This window comes from Rhodosalinus sp. 5P4 (genome assembly GCF_041365695.1).
Taxonomy (GTDB): Bacteria; Pseudomonadota; Alphaproteobacteria; order Rhodobacterales; family Rhodobacteraceae; genus Rhodosalinus.
In genome coordinates, this window is sequence record NZ_JBGFSJ010000002.1 from 380,085 (window position 1) to 397,980 (window position 17,896).

Here is a 17,896-nt window from a genome sequence, read left to right on the forward strand (position 1 = left end):
TCGCGGGGGCGTGCCCACGGTGTCGAACCAAGCCGCCGCTTCCGGTAAGCTTCGACTCCGTGCGCAGCTAGCACGGCCCCGTCTCGGCGCTATGGAGAGTGATGCCGCAGCATGATGTCGAAGCCGGAAGAAAGCACCACGCCGGACCCTTGCGTTTCGGTCGTCATACCGACCTGCGACCGGAGGATTGACTGGCTGCGGGAGGCCATTGCGTCGGTTCTGAAGCAGAGCTTGCCGCCCCTCGAGGTGCTTGTCATCGACAACGGAACCCGCGAAGTCGCGCGGTCCGACCTTCCGTCCGGCATCAAGCTCTTTCGAGAACAGCCCCGTATAGGGCCCTCGAGGGCGCGAAACCTCGGCGCGTCTCTCTCCACCGGTACGCATCTGGCCTTCCTAGATGACGATGACTGGTGGGACGAGAACTTCCTGTTCGAAGCCTTCAATGCCTGCAGGCGGGACTCGGTGCGTTGCGTTTACGGGAGAATTCTGCGCTCCAGAAATGGGCAGGTATACGAACATCATAATTTGACGCAAGGCGAGATATCCGTCGATGCGCTGCTTTGGCGAAATCCCGGGACGGGCGGCATCAATCTGTTTATTGAAAAGGACCTGTTTCTTGCTGTCGGAGGCTTTGACGAGGAGCTGGCGATCTCGGAAGATCGCGCGCTGGCGATAGAGATTCTGCGTGCGGGTGAGAAAATTGCGATTGCGCCGGAAGCTGTGGTTTTCGCCAGGCAGCACGACGGATTTCGCCTCAGCAAGACTATCAGAAGCAAGCGAGCATTTATCCTGAAATACAGGGATTTGATGCCAAGATGGGTTTTCTGGAGGCGCCTTCTCAAATACCGCTGGTGGGAGCTTTTGCGCTCCGGCTCAAGGCCCAAGTAGGGTCCGCCGGCCGGAAAATTCCGTGAGGGTTGCGGCGACCTGTCGAGCCGACCGCTTTTTGCTCCTCGCGGCGGTCTCGCCCGGGCCATTCGGGATACTCGAATTGCCCATGAGGCTGCATCGCGCTGCAGCCGGGCCATGACCCATGGATCGCGCCGGATACCCCGTCGCCGGGCCGACGCGCGTCATTCGAGGTCAGCGGCGCCATCGACGCTGCAGCGCTACCGATGATGGCGTGAACCCTTTCTCCACTGCCGGGCTGCGGGTTTCTTCTCCGGTCCGCGCCAAGCGCCGATCACACGTCCAACTCCTCCACGAACCTCGCGTTCTCGCTGATATACTGGAAGCGCAGTTCCGGTTTCTTGCCCATCAGCCGCTCCACGAGGTCGCCCGTCTCGCCGGGCTCGTCCTCGTCGATGGTCACGCGGATGAGCCGGCGCGAGGTCGGGTCCATCGTCGTTTCCTTCAGGTCCTTGGCGTCCATCTCGCCCAGACCCTTGAAGCGCGCGACCTCTATCTTTCCCTTGCCGCCGAGCCCGCGCCGCAGCCACGCCTCGCGCTCCGCCTCGTCGAGGGCGTAGACGCGCTTGGCGCCCTGGGTCAGGCGATAGAGCGGCGGGCAGGCGAGATAGAGGTGGCCCGCGTCGATCATCGGCCGCATCTGGGTGAAGAAGAAGGTCATCAAAAGCGCGGCGATATGCGCCCCGTCCACGTCAGCGTCGGTCATGATGATGACCCTGTCGTAGCGCAGGTCGTCGAGGCGGAATTTCGTGCCGAGCCCCACGCCCAGCGCCTGGGAGAGGTCCGAGATCTCGGCGTTCGAGCCGAGCTTCGAGGACGCCGCGCCCAGCACGTTCAGGATCTTGCCCCGGAGCGGCAGGAGCGCCTGCGTTTCGCGGTTGCGCGCGGCCTTGGCCGAACCGCCCGCGCTGTCGCCCTCCACGATGAAGATCTCCGTGCCGTCGCGCGCCGTCACGGTGCAGTCCACCAGCTTGCCGGGCAGGCGCAGCTTGCGCGTGGCGGTCTTGCGCGCGGTCTCCTTCTCCTGCTTGCGCCTCAGCCGTTCCTCGGCCCGCAGGACGAGGAAGTCGAGGATCGCGCCCGCGCTTTTGGTGTCGGCGGCGAGCCAGTTGTCGAAATGGTCGCGGACCGCGCCTTCCACCAGCTTCGCGGCCTCGGCCGTGGCGAGGCGGTCCTTCGTCTGGCCCACGAATTCGGGCTCGCGGATGAAACAGGAGACGAGCGCGCAGCCGCCCGCCATCAGATCCTCACGGGTGATCTGCGCGGCCTTGCGGTTGTTGGCCAGCTCGCCATAGGCCCGGATGCCCTTCAGGATCGCCGCCCAGAAGCCCTGCTCGTGCGTGCCGCCCTCGGGCGTGGGCACCGTGTTGCAGTAGCTCTGCACGAAGCCGTCCTTCGCGGGCGTCCAGTTGATCGCCCATTCCACCTTGCCGGGGGTGCCGAAGCGACCCTCGAAATCGACAGCCCCCGCGAAAGGTCGCTCGGCGTAGGTGGTCGCGCCGGCCAGGCGCTCCTTCAGATAGTCGGAAAGCCCGCCGGGAAAGTGGAACGTCGCCTCGGCGGGGGTCTCGCCGTCGTCCACCGCGGATTTCCAACGGATCTCGACGCCCGAGAAGAGATACGCCTTGGAGCGCGCCATGGCGAAAAGCCGCGCCGGCCTGAACCGATGCGCGCCGAAGATCTCGGGGTCGGCACGGAAGCTCACGGTGGTGCCGCGGCGGTTGGGCGCGGCGCCCACCTCTTCCACCGGGCCGAGGGGCACGCCACGGGAAAACCGCTGCTCGTGCAGCGTGCGGTTGCGCGCCACCTGCACCACCATGGACTCCGACAGCGCATTGACCACCGAGGCGCCCACGCCGTGCAGCCCGCCCGAGGTCTGATACGCCTTGCCCGAGAACTTGCCGCCCGAGTGCAGCGTGCACAGGATCACCTCGAGCGCGGACTTGCCCGGAAACTTCGGATGCGGGTCAACCGGGATGCCGCGGCCGTTGTCGCGCACGGTAAGCGTGTAGTCCTCGGCCAGCTCCATCTCGATGCGGTTGGCGTGGCCCGCCACCGCCTCGTCCATGGCGTTGTCGAGAACCTCGGCCACCATGTGGTGCAGCGCCCGCTCGTCGGTGCCGCCGATATACATGCCGGGGCGCTTGCGCACCGGCTCCAACCCCTCGAGCACCTCGATAGAGGAAGCGTCGTAGTCGCCGGGCTCCACGCTGTCGAGGAGATCGTCTGCCATGCTCGCTGCTCTCTTGTCTTGCCTGGCGCACAGTATGTCAGTCCGGGCGCATCGGGAAAAGCGGCTTTCCGGGCGCCGTCGGGGGCGGGGCCGTCCTGTCGGGGCTACGCGCGCATCGCATCGCGGTGCCGGCAGGTATCGTCTATCTCGCCCGCGGTGACGGCGGGAATGTCCCCGCTTTCCGGAGACTCGATCCTTTTCGGACAGGTCCAAGGGTTTCCGGCCCGGGTGTGCCCGCGCGCGCCGTGCCGGTCGCGCGGCGCTCTGCGGCGGCACGGGGCAGGGGCCGGGCGATGCAGACCTTCGGACCGCAGCGCGGCCGGGACCGGCACGCTGGCGGAAATCCGCGCGGCGCAGGCTGGTCGCCGGTTGCCGGTCTCGCCCGTGCAGCGTAGGTTTCGCCCATGTTCCGCACAGCCATCCTTGCCCTCGTGACCAGCCTGCCCGGGGCGCTCGGGGCCCATCCCCACATCTTCGTCGACGCGACCGTGAAGGTCGAGCTGGGCGATGCCGGCATGATCACCGGGGTGGAGGTCACCTGGGTCTACGACGATTTCTTCACCCTTCTCATCCTCGAGGACATGGGGCTCGACCCCGAGGCCGACGGCGTGCTCACCGAGGCCGAGCTCGACGAGCTTCGCGGCTTCGACCTCGTGGAATGGCCCGACTGGTTCGAGGGCGACCTCTACCTCGTCAACGGTGACGAGACGGCGGAGATCGGCTTGCCCACCGCCACCGGGGTCGCGGTGGAGGAAGGCCGGATCGTGGCCTCCCACCGGCGTGACGTGACGCCCTTCCCGGCGGAGGGCACCGTGATCGAGGCCTACGACCCGACCTTCTACGTCGCCTACGAACTCGTCGGCGTGCGCCTGCCGGAACGCTGCGCGGCGCCCATCACGGAGGCCGACCCGGAAGAGGCCGATGCGCGGGTCGCCGAGATCGTCGGAGAGGTCGACGAGCTTACCTTCGAGACGCTCGAGATCGGGCATCTCTACGCCGACAAGGCCCGGATCACATGCGCCTCGTCCTCCTGACGGCCATGGCCGCCATCGCCGCGCTGGCCGCGTGGCTCTGGCTCTGGGGCGGGGCGGACGACGTCGCGCGCTGGGCGGCCGCGGGCCAGCAGGAGGCGCAGCGCGCGATGGCCGGGGCGCTTCGGGCGCTCCGCGCGGGCGAGCCCGGCGCGCTCGCCACGCTCTGGGGGCTCTGCTTCGCCTACGGGTTCTTCCACGCCGCCGGGCCGGGCCACGGCAAGCTGCTGATCGGCGGCTACGGGGTCGCGCGGCGGGTGCCGGTCCTGCGCCTTTCGGGCCTCGCGCTGGCCTCGAGCCTAGCGCAGGCGGGCACGGCGGTCGCGCTGGTCTATGCGGGTGTCTGGGCGCTCGGCTGGACGCGCCAGCAGATGGTGGGCGCGGCCGAGGCGTGGATGGCGCCGCTGTCCTACGCCGCGATCGGGCTGATCGGCCTCTGGCTGGTGGCGCGCGGGGCGCGCAAGCTCTGGCGCCGGCCGCAGGCCCGGCCGGGCGACGATCACGGCCACCATCGCCAGGGCCACGGGCCGGAGGGCGCCTGCAGCTCCTGCGGGCACCGCCACGGCCCCAGCATGGAAGAGGCGGGCGAGGTGTCGAACCTCCGCGATGCCGCGCTTCTCGTGGCCGCGGTGGCGATCCGGCCCTGCACCGGCGCGCTTTTCCTGCTGATCCTCACCTGGCGCATGGATCTCGTCTGGCAGGGCGTCGCGGGGGCGGTGGCGATGGCGCTCGGCACGGCGAGCGTGACGGTGGCGGTCGCCGTCGCGGCGGTGACGATGCGCGAGGGGACGCTCGCCCAGTTCGCCGGCGGCAGCGGCGCGGCGCGCGCGCTTCCGCTCATCGAGATCGGGGCCGGCGCCGTGGTGGCGCTGATCTCGTGGCAGCTTCTTATCGCCGCGATCTGATCCCGTCTTGCCGGAGGCGCGAACCGGCGCTAGAGCGCGGCCATGCCCGCTGCCGCCATGTCATATACCCGGCACCTCCGCGCCATCCTGCTGCTCGGGTTCCCGCTGATCGGCGGGCATCTCGCGCAGTTCGCGATCCACCTGACCGACACGGTCATGATGGGCTGGCACTCGGTCGAGGGGCTGGCGGCGCTGGTGCTCGCCACCGCGCTCTGGTTCACGCTCTGGATCATGGGGGCGGGGATCGCCTGGGCGGTCATGCCGCTCGTGGCCTCGGCCGAGGCCGAGGCGGACGAGACGGCCGTGCGTCGGGTCACGCGCATGGGGCTGTGGCTGTCCGTCCTCTTCGCGCTGGCCTGCCTGCCGATATTCTGGTTCTCCGCCACGCTGCTGCGCCTGCTCGGGCAGACGCCCGAGCTGTCGGCGGCGGCGCAGGACTACCTGCGCATCGCCGGGCCCGGCATCCTGCCCGCGCTTCTGGTGATGGTGCTGAAATCCTATCTCGCCGCGCTCGGGCGCACGCAGGTGGTGCTCTGGATCACCGTCGCGGCCGCCGTGGCGAACGCCCTGTTCAACTACGCGCTCATCTTCGGCAACTGGGGCGCGCCGGAACTGGGCCTGCGCGGGGCGGCCATCGCCTCGGTGGCGACGAACGCGGTGGCGCTGCTGTTCTCGGCCGCCTACGCCGCGGCGGCGCTGCCCCAGCACAGTCTTTTCGTCCGGCTCTGGCGCCCCGACTGGGACGTGTTCCGGCAGGTGGCGCGCATGGGTGCAGCGATCGGGGTGACCAACCTCGCCGAGATCGGTCTTTTCTCGGTGTCCTCGGTGATGATGGGCTGGCTCGGGACGGTGCCGCTCGCGGCGCACGGCATCGCGCTGCAGATCGCCTCCGCCACCTTCATGATCCACATGGGGCTGTCCAACGCGGCGACGATCCGTGCCGGCAACGCCTTCGGGCGCGGCGACGCGGAGCATCTGGCCCGGGGCGCGCGCGCCGTGCTCGGCCTCAGCCTCTTGGCGGCGCTCCTGACGATCGTGCTGTTCCTGGCGGTGCCGGGGCCGCTCTACGCGCTTTTCCTCGATCCCGCGGAATCCGCCCGCGGCGAGATCATGGCGCTGGGCGCGACGCTGCTCGCCATCGCGGCGCTCTTTCAGCTCGTGGACGCCGCGCAGGTGATGGCGCTCGGGCTTTTGCGCGGGGTGCGGGACACCGCCGTGCCGATGGTCATGGCGGCGGTCAGCTATTGGGGCGTGGGCATTCCCGGCGCCTGGGTGATGGGCTTCGTGCTGGGCTGGGGCGGCGCGGGAGTCTGGCTCGGGCTGACCCTCGGCCTTGCCTGCGCGGGGGTGCTGCTGATGACGCGCTTCTGGTGGGGCTCCGTGCCGCGGCTCCGCGCGGGGCAGGGAAGGGCGGGCCGGCGCGCGGCCTAGTCGTCGTCGCGTGTCAGCCGCTCGGACTTCCGGCGCACCAGCACGCTGCGCAGGTCGTGCATCGCCATGAGAAGCGACTCCGTCACCTCGTCCAGTTCGGCGTCGGTCGCCCTGGTCTGCGCCCAGTGCGCGGTGAGGTTGAGGTGATCCACCGCGCGGAAGATGTCGTCCATCTCGCGCGCGGCGACGACCTCGCGGCGTTCGGCCATCCAGTCGCGGATGACCTCGACATCGGTCTCCGAAAGGACGCGGTCGCCTTGGGGCCTGATCTCGCCGTTGCGGATGTTCACGGCGGCGATCGGGTCCATCTCTATGCGGCGGTGGCGGTTCTCGGTGTCCACGCGGAAGACCAGCGCGCCGTTGTCGCGCACCCGGAAGTAGTAGTCGGGCAGGTCCGCCACGGCCGCCTCAGCCCAGGCCGCCGCAGAAGCGCGCGATGCGGTCGCAGGCATCCTCCAGCACGTCGTCCGATGTGGCGTAGCTCACACGGAAATGGGGCGAGAGGCCGAAGGCCGCGCCGAACACGACCGCCACGCCCTCCTCCTCGAGCAGAGCGGCGGCGAAGGTCTCGTCGTCGTCGATCCGCTGCCCGCCCGCCGAGGTCCGCCCGATGAGCCCGGCGATCGAGGGGAAGACGTAGAAGGCGCCTTGGGGCACGGGGCAGTCGATACCGGGGATCGCGTTCAGCCGATCCACCACGAGGTCGCGGCGGCGGCGGAAGGCCGCGCAGCTTTCGGCGATGTAGTCCTGCGGTCCGGTCAGCGCGGCCACCGCCGCCCACTGGCTGATCGAGCAGGGGCAGGATGTGGACTGCGACTGCACCTTGCGCATCGCGGTGATCAGCGGCTCTGGCCCGCCCGCGTAGCCGATGCGCCAGCCGGTCATGGCGTAGGCTTTCGAGACGCCGTTCACCGTGAGCGTCCGGTCGCGAAGACCGGGCTCGACCTCGGCCGGCGTGCAGAAGGTGAACCCGTCATGGGCGATGTGTTCGTAGATGTCGTCCGACATCACCCAGACATGGGGGTGGCGCATCAGCACGTCGCTCAGCGCGCGCAGCTCGTCGCGGGCGTAGCCCGCACCCGTCGGGTTCGAGGGCGAATTGAGGATGACCCAGCGCGTCCGGGGCGTGATCGCGGCCTCGAGCGCCTCGGGCGAGAGCTTGAAGCCCGTGTCGAGACCGCAGGGCACGATCACCGGATCGGCGCCCGCCATGCGGACCATGTCGGGGTAGCTCACCCAGTAGGGCGCGGGCACGATGACCTCGTCGCCGGGATTGAGCGTGGCCATCAGCGCGTTGAAGAGCACCTGCTTGCCGCCGGAGGAGACGCCGATCTCGGCCGGCGTGTAGCGAAGGCCGTTGTCGCGCAGGAACTTGGCCGCGATCGCCTCCTTGAGTTCGGGGATACCGTCCGGCGCGGTGTATTTCGTTTTTCCCGCCTCGAGTGCCGCGATTGCGGCATCCTTTATGTGCCGTGGCGTGTCAAAGTCCGGCTCGCCGGCGCCAAGCCCGATCACGTCGCGCCCCTCGGCCCTGAGATCCCGCGCCCGCTGCGTCACCGCGATGGTGGGCGAAGGCTGCACGCGCTCGAGGGTCGCGGAAATCGGGATCATGGTCACACCGGTTTGAACTGGGGTGCCCCATGTCTTAGGCTGGGGTTCGAAAGCGATCAAGCGGCGATCGCGCAGCGGATGGGAGAGAGCCATGGACGATTTGAGCGACGCCTCCGGCGACTGGTACGGCCCCGATCAGGCCACCTTCGGCGACCGCGTGGCGGCGGCGCGCGAAAACGCCGGCATGACGCAGGCGCAGCTTGCCAAGCGGCTCGGCGTGAAGCTCGGAACGCTGCGCGGCTGGGAAGAGGACCTGTCAGAACCCCGCGCCAACCGGCTGTCGATGATGGCGGGCATCCTGAACGTCTCGATCATGTGGCTTCTCACCGGTGAGGGGGAGGGCGTCGAAAGCCCGGCGGAGGAAGAGGCGCTTTCGCCCGACATCACCGAGATTCTTACCGAGCTTCGCACGCTCAAGACCTCCTTGCGCACCACCTCCGAGCGCCTCGGCAAGCTTGAGAAGCGGCTTCGCCAGCGCCTCAAGGAAGAGGCCTCCGCATGACCGAAACCGCCGAGACCCGGCGGCGCCGGCTTTCGATGCGCTCGATGCGCCGCGGCACGAAGGAGATGGACCTGATCCTGCAGGGCTTCGCCGAGGCGCGGCTCGCGGGCATGGACGACGCGGCGCTCGATGCCTACGAGGCGCTGCTCGAGGAGAACGACCAGGACCTCTATGCCTGGGTGGCCGGGCAGTCGGAGCCTCCGGCGCGGCACGCGCCCCTGATCGGCGAGATCCGCGCGCGCCTCGGGATGGCGAGTTAGCTAGAATTTTAGAATTTATTCCAAGGATTTAACCTCTTCTTCGGTATTCCGCGCCAATCTCCGGCCCGCAAGTCAAGCGGAGACCGGCGCGACATGAGCATGCAGACCGCGATGCTGCCCGCCAGCGGGCAGAGCCTCATCACCCCGTATCTCGAAACGCTGTCGCTGGTGGAACGGCTGCACCGCCTGCTGCTCGACGTCATAAAGGACGAATTCGAGCGCCTGGGCGTGCTGGAGGTCAACGCCGTGCAGGCGCTTTTGATCTTCAACATCGGCGACAACGAGGTCACGGCGGGCGAGTTGAAGACCCGGGGCTATTACCAGGGGTCGAATGTCAGCTACAACCTGAAGAAGCTCGTCGATGGCGGCTACATGCACCATCAGCGCTGCGAGATCGATCGCCGCGCCGTGCGTGTGCGTCTTACCGCGAAAGGGCGCGAGATCCGCGAGATCGTCGCCACGCTCTTCGCGCGCCATGCCGAGGGGCTGGAGGTCGAGACAGGCGTCGACCCTGCGCGCCTCGTGGAAAGCACCGCCGCGCTGCGTCGGTTGGAACGTTTCTGGACGGACCAGATCCGCTACATCTACTGAGACCGATGCGCGGGGTGCCCGGGCCCTGCCGGATCGAGCGTGGCCAGCGACGGGGCCGACAGTTCGCGCAGAAGCTTTCGGCGCATGGCGCGGGCGAAATCCTCATAGCCGAGCGCTGTCTCGACGAAGGCGTCGGGCCCGTGGATCACATGCGCGTTGAAGTAGCTCGACAATTCCCCGATCTGGACCTGTCTGCGGTCGAGGGAGTCGCGGGCGTCCGCCCCCACGACCAGCGCGTTGACCGTGATCTCCCGAAAGCTGCTGCGGACGGAGCGTGGCGCGGGCCCCGCGTTGGCCTTTCCGTCGCCCGAGATGTCGAGCACATGGCGCCAGCAGTCCGGCCGCGCGGCAAGAAGCGCGGCCCCGTGGCGCATCGCATGGCCGAGCGCGGTGCTGTCGTCGCCCGGGGCGCGCCGGGCGGCGCGCAGCCGGGCCGTCACCGCCAGAAGCGCGGCCTCGCCGGCGATCTCGGTCCAGCCCAGAATGTCCCGCGCCGGGGCGGGGCCGCTCCATTCGTAGACGGCAACGGCCACCGGCGCGGCCGGGATCGCGAAAAGCGCCTCGCGTATCTCGGGCGCCTCGAGCGCGTCGGCCAGACCGTCGAGTTGCAGCCGGTATTCCCGCGCGTCCACAGATCCCGAGACGTCGAGGCCCAGGGCCAGCGCCTGCCGGCACGCGGCCTCCGCCCGCGCGGCAACGGCGAGCCCGGCCAGCAGCAACATCGCGCAGGCGGCACGTCTCAACGCGCCGCGCCGACGGCCAGAGTGCCGATTTCCCGCAGCAGCTTCCGTGTCATCGTCACCTGGAAGTCGCTGTAATCCTCGGCGTGTTCCACGAAGGCCACGGGGCCGAGGCGCAGCTCGTCGAGGTAGTAGTCCAGCACATGCGGGTCGTGCCCTCCGACCGCGAGGCCGTTCACGGTGATGCCCGCGAAGGGAAAATGCCGGTAGGCGTGACGCGGCCCGAACCCGTCATTGCCGATCCCGTCGCCGGACACGTCCAGCACCCGGCGCGCGCAGTCCGGCCCGTTTTCGAAAAGCCCGGCGGCATAGCCCAGGGCGTAACCGATGGCGGTGGGAAACTCGCTGTAACTGCGCGGCGCGCCGAGAAGCCGGTCCGCGGCCGCATCGATGGCTGCGTCGCTGTCGAGCGGTGTCCAGCCCTGGATGAGCGCCTGCTGGTAGCGCCCCGACCACTCGTACACGGCGAGGGCGACATGCCCCGGCGCGCCCGACAGGATGGCCGAGCGGATGTCGGGATGACGCAGCGCGGCGGCCAGGCCCTCGCGCTGAAGGCGGTGTTCCCGCGCATCCACCGACGAGGAGGTGTCGAGCGCGAGCGCCAGCGCGAGGCGGCACTCCGCCGCCGCCGCGCCGGTCCAGACCCCAAGGGCGAGGGCGAGGGCGAGGGCCCTCACCAATGCCCCGTGTTCTCCATGCTGGCCCAGGGCTCCGCCGGCTCCTTCGCGTCGCCCCTCTGCAGAAGCTCGACCGAGATGTTGTCGGGCGAGCGGACGAAAGCCATGCGCCCGTCCCGCGGCGGGCGGTTTATGGTCACGCCGTTGTCCATCAGGTGCCGGCACATCTCGTAGATGTCGTCCACCTGGTAGGCGAGATGGCCGAAATGCCGGCTGTCCGAGGGCAGCCCCTCGTCCCCGTCCCAGTTGTAGGTCAGCTCCACTGGGCACTCCTCCTGCCCAGGCGGCGCCATGAAGACGAGGGTGAAGCGCCCCTGGTCGTTGTCCCAGCGCCGCGTCTCCTTCAGGCCCAGAAGCGCGTAGAACGCCATGGATTTCTCGAGGTCCTTCACACGGACCATGGTGTGAAGATAGCGGATGGTCATGGGGTGCCTCCTGTCGCCTGGTTCCATCGACACTCTAGGCCCGCGCGCCGCGATGTCGAGATCAGAAGGCCGAGCGGATCCCGAAGCTCACCGAGACGGAATCGGTCTCGAAGCGGCTCACGTTGGACAGCGTGCGTTCGGCCTTGAGGCTCACGACCGGCAGGAAGCCCGCGTGCTGGATGTCCTGGAACGCGATGTCGAAGGTGGCCGCGAGGCTCTCGTCCTGCCGCCCTCCGGGCACGCGGATCGTGGCCACGCGATAGTCGGGATAGTCGGTGTAGCTGGCCGCGATCGCCGCCGAGAGCGTCACCGGCCCGAAGGCGCGCCCGAAATCGTAGCCGAGCCGCGCGGTGATCCCGCGCGACAGCAGCGTGGTGCTGTCAACGTCGTTGGCGCGCAGCGACACGCCGAAATCGAGGCTGTCGCCCGAAGCGAGGGCGTGGCGATACCCCATGAAGAGGTCCGCGATCCGCTCCGGCCGGTCGGCCGCCCGGTCGTAGCGCCGCGCTTCCAGCCCGAGCCCGTAGTGCAGCCGCCCCCTGTCCGCCACGGGCTTCACATGCGCCAGGGTCAATCGCGCGAAATCGAGGTAGGGATCGCCCGCATAGGCCATGTCGCCCAGCGCGCCCGAAAGACGAAGCATCCCCGCCGCGGGACCGAGCGCCATGTCGTGCCGCAGGCCCGCCTCCAGCACGTTCAGGGCATAGTCGCCGTTGCTGGCCATGGGCGCCTTCCGCTTTGCCTCGTCCGAAAGCGCGACGCGGCGGAGATAGGCGCGCCCGGTCAGTTCCGTGCGCTGCCGGGCCGTTTCATGCAGGCGGAAGCGCGTGCGCAGATCCACCGTGGTTTCCACGCCCGAGAGCGCCAGCGCGTCGGGGCTGAGAAGTCCCACCACCGGCACGCCGTCGATCACGTTGAGAGCGTCCTCGGCCCCGTTGTTGACGTTCGAGGACGGAGAGACCGAAAAGCGGAGCTGGAAGTTGAAGGGGTTCATCCGGCGCACGGCCCGGAAGTCGCGCGTGGCGACATCGCGGGCCTGGTCGGTCGGCGCCGCGTCGGTCGCGCGCCGCAGCCAGTACTGCGCCACGGTGAACTGCCGGGCGTCCAGCGCCCCTCGCGCGGCCATCTGCGCGGCCTCGAAGCGGCGCCCGTCGCTTCGGGCGTACCGGAAGGCGCGCACGGCGGCGCGCCGCGCGGCGCGCGGCCGGTCCTCCGCCCGCGCGGCGTGCGCGAGCACGTAATGCGCGAAATCGTCCTCGGGATCGGCGTCCAGAAGCGCGCGGGCCATCTGCGTGGCAAGCGCGACGTCGCCGGCGCGCACCGCCGCCTCCGCAAGGCCCCGCGCGAGGGGGATGGACAGCTCCGCCGCCTCCGCCCGCGCCGGGCCGGGGGACCACAGCAGGGCGGCGAGCGCCCCGGCCAGAAGCGCCCGCCCGGCCCCCCGCCAGCGCGTCGCGGCGCGCCGGATCACGGTCTAGTTCACGCTTGCGCAGAGGCCCAGCGGGTCGGCCGCGCCGGGCGTTCCGCAGCGGTCGAGCACGAAGATGCCGTACTCCTCTTCGTTCTCGAAACCAAGCTGGTCGCCGAGTCCGTCGAACTCGCTGAGGGTGATGCTGCCAGCCAGCCCGTCCCCGTCCGGCCCGCCGATGATGCCGCCATAATCGCCGATATCGTTGCCGACGGGGTTATCGCCGGAGTCCGGGTGCCTGCTGTCGAACTCCACGTTCCCGAAGAAGGTGCCGTTCGCTGCGATGTCGGTTCTGACCAGAACGAGGCTCGGAAGGGGGGTGCCCTCGAGGCTGCGGTTGACGATGTTGCCCTCGATGGAGTTGTCCGAGAAGTCGGCAGTCATGACCACGCCGCCTGTCACCTCGGCGGCCTGGTCGGGGATGAGTTCCGGATTCGTGCCCCCCGGCACGGGAATGAGATCCTCCCCACTGCCGCCGACATTGGTGAGCCCCGCGTAACGCCCCGTATAGGTCACGAGACCGCCCGCCGGCGGCCTGAAGCCACCGTCGCGTTCATAGTAGGTCCCGCCGAAGAACCGGTTGCGCGGCCCTCCCGTCACCGTGACCCCGGCGCGAACCGCGCCGCTGTTGTTGGACTGGGCCGCGAAGGCGGTGGAGTGGCGGTCGAGCGCATCGTCCTGCGCGGTGTAGACCCGATAGCCCGGTACGTTGGCCTCGAGCGCGGGCGCACGGCTGTAGACGGCCTCGAACGGCGTGGCGTCAAGGGTAAGCCCTTCGACGACGATCGTGTTGTCCGCAGGGTCGTAGCGCACCCGCGTCACGTCGCCCGCGAGGGTTTCCGGGATGTCGCCCGAGGGCGTTTCGCCGTCCGGATCGCCGGGATCGGCCGGGTCGTCCCTGTCGAAGGGGTTCGTGCCGTCGCTGTCGCAGCCCGCGGCCAGCGTCAGGACGAGAAAAAGCATCAGAAGTCGTGCCATTGGACCGCCGCCTCAATTTCGTGCGTTTTCGTCTTGTTTTTCGTGACATTTTCGGAGTCATCCCCAGGAAGTCAACGGCCTGTTCCGCGCGGCCTGTGGAAATCTTTTGAACTGAGGCGGATTTGCCTACGCAGCATCTGGCGTTTTCACCGGTGGTCGCCTCAATATATGGTGGAAGCGCGACTCATGTAGCGGTGGAGGATTCCGGGATGACCCTGACCCGAGAGCAGCAGGCGGAAATCGAGGCGCAGCGCGCCAGCCCTCAACCCACCCTGCGCGCGGTAAGCCCCGGGATGGAGGCCCATCTCTACACCGCGCAGCCGGTGCTCGATCACGGCTTCGTCCGGGTGATCGACTACATGGGCGACGACGCCGCCGTGGTACAGGCCGCGCGCGTGAGCTACGGGGCGGGCACGAAACACGTCTCGAACGACGAGGGCCTCATCCGCTACCTCATGCGCCACTGGCACTCGACACCGTTCGAGATGTGCGAACTCAAGCTGCACGTGAAACTGCCGGTCTTCGTCGCCCGGCAGTGGATCCGCCACCGCACCGCCAACGTCAACGAGTACTCGGCGCGCTACTCGATCCTCGACCGGGAGTTCTACATCCCCGCGCCCGAGATGCTGGCGGCCCAGTCGACCGTGAACAACCAGGGCCGCGGCGCCACGCTGGAAGGGCAGGAGGCCGCGCGCGTGCTCGAAATCCTCAAGGCCGACGCCGCGCGCTGCTACGACCACTACGAGGAGATGATCTCGGACGAGGGTCAGCAGGGCCTCGCCCGCGAACTCGCGCGGATGAATCTGCCCGCCAATGTCTACACCCAGTGGTACTGGAAGACCGATCTGCACAACCTTCTGCATTTCCTGCGCCTGCGCGCCGATGCCCACGCGCAATACGAGATCCGCGTCTATGCCGAAACGATCGGCGATCTTGTCGCCGACTGGGTGCCTCTCTCCTGGAAGGCGTTCCAGGACTACCGTGTGGGGGGCGCCACGCTCTCGGCCACGGCCGTTGATTGCATCCGGCGGATGCTCAAGGGGGAGGAGGTCACGCAGGAGACCTCCGGCATGTCGAAAGGGGAATGGCGGGAGTTCCGGGAGGTGACGGGCTAGCGACCCGCCCGCGCCGAAACCGGCTTAACCCCGCCGCATCGCCCTGCTAGCCTTTGCCCTGACAACAGGAGGCTTCCCCATGAGCGACGACCAGCCCTTCGAATTCACGCCGCCGCGCGACGGCGATCTGTCCCTCACCTTCTGGCCGAAGGAAGGGCGTCTCGACCGCGCGGCCATCGGCGTGCCGGTGGACGAAGCCGACCGGGTGGCGGGTTTCGGTCCCGGTGAGGACGGCACGCCCGGCCTGCCTGAAGCGCCCGCGGCGCTGTCGTCCGACGGGGGCTGGAGCTTCCTGACGATCGAGGGCGGGATCGACGGCGACGTCCCCGCGCGCGCGGTCTTTTCCGAGATGCCGAGCGCGATCATTTTCGGAGGGATCGACACGGATGGCCGAAACCGGCAAATGCAGATCAACCGCGGCTGAGCCGCCCGCAAGCCAGGAGAACCCGATGCAGATCCAGCTCAACACCGACAACCATCTTCAGGGCGACGACCGCGTCAAGGAAGTCGTGGAGCGTCTGGTGACGCAGGCCCTGGGCCCGGTGGCGTCGCGCCTGAGCCGCGTCGAGGTGCACATCAAGGATCTCAACGCCGACAAGGGCGGCGTGGACATCCGCGCCACGCTGGAGGCGCGGCCCGAGGGCCTGCGCCCCTTCGGCGCCAATCACGACGATACCGACATCGAATCCGCGGTGCGCGGCGCCGCCAAGAAGATGCGCGCGCGCCTCGATCACGAGTTCGGGAAACTGGCGGACAAGCGATAACGATCCGGCGGGCGTCGGCTCCCGTATTCTCCTGAAACGATTGAAGGACCGGCGCCCATGCAGATCGCACTTCTCTACCTTGCCACGGCGGGGGTCTTCCTCGTGCTCGACGCGCTCATGCTCAACATGGTGCTGCGCCCGCTCTTCGAGGGACGGATCGGCGCGATCATGGCCGAGCCGCTGCGGATGGGGCCGGCCGCGGTGTTCTACCTCGCCTATGTCGCGGGGCTTCTTTACCTGGTCTCGGTGCCGGCCCTGCGCGCGGGCGACCCGATGCAGGCGCTCGTGGGCGGGGCGGTGCTGGGCTTCGTGGCCTATGGCACTTACGAATTCACCAACTACGCCGTGCTGCGCGACTGGCACTGGACCCTCGTCGCGGTGGACCTGACATGGGGCACGGCGCTCACGGCGGTCTCCGCCTGGGCCGGGGTGGCGGTTCTGCGCGCCTTCGGCTGACGACGCGGTGCCCGTGCCCCGCATCGCGGGGCCGCACCTCGCGCGCCACGGGAAGATCAGGTGCCACCCGGCCGGAAGGTCGGTGCGGGCGGCGCGTCTCGACCGCGCGGGTGACCCGGCCTGACGCCCACGGAAAACGCCCTTCCCGAGGCGCCGGCCGGCCTTGGCATTCCCCGCGCCTGCGCGTATACGCCCGGCCTGATCCAGAGGAGCCGGGAGCATGCAGGGCAGCGCCAACCTCAACATCATGATCAAGGCGGCGCGCAAGGCGGGCCGGTCCCTGGTCAAGGATTTCCGCGAGGTCGAGAACCTTCAGGTGTCGCGCAAGGGCGCGGGCGATTTCGTCACGCGAGCCGACCTCGCGGCCGAGGCGATCCTGAAGGAGGAACTGCTGGGCGCGCGGCCGAACTACGGCTGGCTTGCCGAGGAGGGTGGCGAGACGCCGGGCGCCGATCCGACCCGGCGCTGGATCGTCGATCCGCTCGACGGCACGACGAACTTCCTGCACGGCCTGCCGCACTGGGCGATTTCCATCGCGCTCGAGCACAAGAAGCAGATCGTGGCGGCGGTCGTCTTCGACGCCGCCAAGGACGAGCTCTACTACGCCGAGAAGGGGCAGGGCGCCTGGATGAACGACAGCCGCCGCCTCCGCGTGTCGGGGCGGGCGCGGATGTCCGAGGCGCTTTTCGCCACGGGGGTGCCGTTCGGCGCGAAGCGCACCCTGCCGGCCACCTTGCAGGATCTCGCCCGGCTGATGCCGGAATGCGCGGGCGTGCGGCGCTGGGGCGCGGCCGCGCTCGATCTGGCCTACGTCGCCTCGGGCCGCTACGAGGGGTTCTGGGAACGCGAGTTGCAGATCTGGGATGTCGCCGCGGGAAGCCTTATCGTGACCGAGGCGGGGGGGCTCGTCGGGCCGCTGCGCGACGGCGCCGACCCGCTGGAGACGGGTGAGATCATCGCCGCCAACGGTGACCTTTTCGAAGGGTTCTCCCGGATCATTCGCGGCGATTGATCCATGGCTTCATGCGCCGCCGCCCGGCACGCGGGATATGGGTGCGGCGCGTGCGGTAGGTCGCGGCGGGATGCGGCGGCTCGCCATGGGTGCGGGTCCAGTAGGCCGGTCCGCCCAGCTTGAGCCAGAGCGGCAGGGCAAGCGCGAGGCCCGCGACGAAACCGCCGGCATGCGCCCAGTAGGCCACCCCGCCCGCCGCCGCGTCCGCGCCGATCCCGCTGAAGAGCTGAAGCGCGAACCAGACGCCCAGCATGAGCCAGGCGGGCACCGGCAGCACCTTGAAGATCACCACGAGGATCACGAGGACGTCGACCCGCGCCTTCGGGAACAACAGAAGGTAGCCCCCCATCACGCCGGCGATCGCGCCCGAGGCGCCGACCATCGGCACCTCGGACAACGGTGCCGAGAACGCCTGCGCGAGCGCCGCGCCGATGCCCGAGGCGAGATAGAAGGCGAGAAAGCCGCCATGGCCCATCTCGTCCTCCAGGTTGTCGCCGAAGATGAAGAGAAAGAGCATGTTCCCGGCCAGGTGCATGAACCCGCCGTGAAGGAACATCGACGTCACGAGCGTGTGCAACGCTTCGCCCTGGGCCAGGCGCGCGGGTGTCAGCGCCCAGTCGAAGAAGAACAGGTTGATCGCGCGCCCGTCCGCGAAAAGTTGGACGTAGCTCAGGAACACCACGATGTTCACCGCCATCAGGGCGAAGGTCACATAGGGCACGCGCCCCGACGGGTTGTGATCGCGGATCGGAAACATGGCGCTAAGCTGAGCGCTGCCCCCGGTCGCG

Annotated in this window: 21 protein-coding genes; 12 read left to right on the plus strand and 9 right to left on the minus strand. The window is 69.0% G+C overall.

What is annotated here, in order from left to right; all coding sequences use genetic code 11:
* Window positions 1–111: 111 nt before the first annotated feature.
* Window positions 112–888: a glycosyltransferase family 2 protein gene (locus AB6A69_RS04800; RefSeq protein WP_371059930.1), complete on the plus strand. Its 777-nt coding sequence runs from the start codon at window positions 112–114 to the stop codon at window positions 886–888.
* 295 nt (window positions 889–1,183) lie between these two features.
* Here the strand turns inward: AB6A69_RS04800 and parE are convergent, their stop codons facing one another.
* Window positions 1,184–3,142, minus strand: coding sequence for a DNA topoisomerase IV subunit B (gene parE, locus AB6A69_RS04805; RefSeq protein ID WP_371059931.1), 1,959 nt, complete (start codon window positions 3,140–3,142; stop codon window positions 1,184–1,186).
* Window positions 3,143–3,546: 404 nt separating this feature from the next.
* Here parE and AB6A69_RS04810 point away from each other — a divergent pair, with 404 nt between their 5' ends.
* From AB6A69_RS04810 to AB6A69_RS04820, 3 genes are read left to right on the plus strand one after another with little or no spacing between them, the layout of a single operon-like run.
* Window positions 3,547–4,176 (plus strand): DUF1007 family protein, encoded by a 630-nt coding sequence (locus AB6A69_RS04810; RefSeq protein WP_371059932.1) that lies wholly within the window; start codon window positions 3,547–3,549, stop codon window positions 4,174–4,176.
* The gene (locus AB6A69_RS04815) at window positions 4,158–5,078 is read left to right on the plus strand and encodes a nickel/cobalt transporter (RefSeq protein ID WP_371059933.1); all 921 of its coding nucleotides are present in this window, start codon (window positions 4,158–4,160) and stop codon (window positions 5,076–5,078) included. Before AB6A69_RS04810 ends, AB6A69_RS04815 begins: the two co-directional genes overlap by 19 nt.
* A 42-nt stretch (window positions 5,079–5,120) precedes the next feature.
* Entirely contained in the window at window positions 5,121–6,509 is a 1,389-nt protein-coding gene (locus AB6A69_RS04820) for an MATE family efflux transporter (RefSeq protein ID WP_371059934.1), read from the plus strand.
* Here the strand turns inward: AB6A69_RS04820 and AB6A69_RS04825 are convergent.
* Window positions 6,506–6,910, minus strand: coding sequence for a hypothetical protein (locus tag AB6A69_RS04825; RefSeq protein ID WP_371059935.1), 405 nt, complete (start codon window positions 6,908–6,910; stop codon window positions 6,506–6,508). The two genes, AB6A69_RS04820 and AB6A69_RS04825, sit on opposite strands and share 4 nt — an antisense overlap.
* Window positions 6,911–6,917: 7 nt before the next feature.
* On the minus strand, window positions 6,918–8,120 hold the full coding sequence (locus tag AB6A69_RS04830; protein ID WP_371059936.1) for a pyridoxal phosphate-dependent aminotransferase: 1,203 nt from the start codon (window positions 8,118–8,120) through the stop codon (window positions 6,918–6,920).
* Window positions 8,121–8,211: 91 nt separating this feature from the next.
* On the opposite strand from AB6A69_RS04830, the gene AB6A69_RS04835 reads away from it, so the two are divergent.
* The 3 genes from AB6A69_RS04835 (at window position 8,212) to AB6A69_RS04845 (ending at window position 9,473) form a co-directional block, all read left to right on the plus strand.
* Window positions 8,212–8,622: a multiprotein-bridging factor 1 family protein gene (locus AB6A69_RS04835; protein WP_371036870.1), complete on the plus strand. Its 411-nt coding sequence runs from the start codon at window positions 8,212–8,214 to the stop codon at window positions 8,620–8,622.
* Window positions 8,619–8,882 (plus strand): succinate dehydrogenase assembly factor 2, encoded by a 264-nt coding sequence (locus tag AB6A69_RS04840; protein WP_371056061.1) that lies wholly within the window; start codon window positions 8,619–8,621, stop codon window positions 8,880–8,882. Before AB6A69_RS04835 ends, AB6A69_RS04840 begins: the two co-directional genes overlap by 4 nt.
* Before the next feature lie 93 nt (window positions 8,883–8,975).
* A complete protein-coding gene (locus AB6A69_RS04845; RefSeq protein WP_371036868.1) occupies window positions 8,976–9,473 on the plus strand; it encodes a MarR family winged helix-turn-helix transcriptional regulator in 498 nt (165 codons plus the stop codon).
* Here the strand turns inward: AB6A69_RS04845 and AB6A69_RS04850 are convergent.
* The 5 genes from AB6A69_RS04850 to AB6A69_RS04870 all read right to left on the minus strand — a co-directional run bounded on the left by AB6A69_RS04850 (window position 9,467) and on the right by AB6A69_RS04870 (window position 13,761).
* A complete protein-coding gene (locus AB6A69_RS04850; RefSeq protein ID WP_371059937.1) occupies window positions 9,467–10,195 on the minus strand; it encodes a DUF1194 domain-containing protein in 729 nt (242 codons plus the stop codon). The two genes, AB6A69_RS04845 and AB6A69_RS04850, sit on opposite strands and share 7 nt — an antisense overlap.
* A gap of 17 nt (window positions 10,196–10,212) precedes the next feature.
* On the minus strand, window positions 10,213–10,890 hold the full coding sequence (locus AB6A69_RS04855) for a DUF1194 domain-containing protein (RefSeq protein WP_371059938.1): 678 nt from the start codon (window positions 10,888–10,890) through the stop codon (window positions 10,213–10,215).
* The gene (locus AB6A69_RS04860) at window positions 10,887–11,315 is read right to left on the minus strand and encodes a VOC family protein (protein ID WP_371059939.1); all 429 of its coding nucleotides are present in this window, start codon (window positions 11,313–11,315) and stop codon (window positions 10,887–10,889) included. The genes AB6A69_RS04855 and AB6A69_RS04860 overlap by 4 nt, the downstream gene beginning before the upstream one ends.
* Before the next feature lie 61 nt (window positions 11,316–11,376).
* Complete coding sequence (locus AB6A69_RS04865) at window positions 11,377–12,786, minus strand: hypothetical protein (RefSeq protein WP_371059940.1); 1,410 nt, start codon at window positions 12,784–12,786, stop codon at window positions 11,377–11,379.
* A 3-nt stretch (window positions 12,787–12,789) separates the two neighbouring features.
* Entirely contained in the window at window positions 12,790–13,761 is a 972-nt protein-coding gene (locus tag AB6A69_RS04870; RefSeq protein WP_371059941.1) for a thymidylate synthase, read from the minus strand.
* A 209-nt stretch (window positions 13,762–13,970) separates the two neighbouring features.
* Here AB6A69_RS04870 and thyX point away from each other — a divergent pair, with 209 nt between their 5' ends.
* From thyX to AB6A69_RS04895, 5 genes are all read left to right on the plus strand, one after another.
* Window positions 13,971–14,876 carry an FAD-dependent thymidylate synthase gene (gene thyX, locus AB6A69_RS04875; protein WP_371059942.1) on the plus strand — a complete coding sequence of 302 codons (906 nt, stop codon included), beginning with the start codon at window positions 13,971–13,973 and terminating at the stop codon, window positions 14,874–14,876.
* 79 nt (window positions 14,877–14,955) lie between these two features.
* A complete protein-coding gene (locus AB6A69_RS04880; protein WP_371059943.1) occupies window positions 14,956–15,300 on the plus strand; it encodes a hypothetical protein in 345 nt (114 codons plus the stop codon).
* A 25-nt stretch (window positions 15,301–15,325) separates the two neighbouring features.
* Window positions 15,326–15,640, plus strand: coding sequence for an HPF/RaiA family ribosome-associated protein (locus AB6A69_RS04885; RefSeq protein WP_371036860.1), 315 nt, complete (start codon window positions 15,326–15,328; stop codon window positions 15,638–15,640).
* Between the two features lie 57 nt (window positions 15,641–15,697).
* Window positions 15,698–16,096, plus strand: a complete 399-nt coding sequence (locus AB6A69_RS04890; protein WP_371036859.1) for a DUF2177 family protein — start codon at window positions 15,698–15,700, stop codon at window positions 16,094–16,096.
* A 220-nt stretch (window positions 16,097–16,316) separates the two neighbouring features.
* Window positions 16,317–17,108 carry an inositol monophosphatase family protein gene (locus AB6A69_RS04895; RefSeq protein WP_371059944.1) on the plus strand — a complete coding sequence of 264 codons (792 nt, stop codon included), beginning with the start codon at window positions 16,317–16,319 and terminating at the stop codon, window positions 17,106–17,108.
* Here AB6A69_RS04895 and AB6A69_RS04900 read toward each other — a convergent pair.
* A complete protein-coding gene (locus AB6A69_RS04900; RefSeq protein WP_371059945.1) occupies window positions 17,092–17,865 on the minus strand; it encodes a rhomboid family intramembrane serine protease in 774 nt (257 codons plus the stop codon). The two genes, AB6A69_RS04895 and AB6A69_RS04900, sit on opposite strands and share 17 nt — an antisense overlap.
* Between the last annotated feature and the right edge of the window lie 31 nt (window positions 17,866–17,896).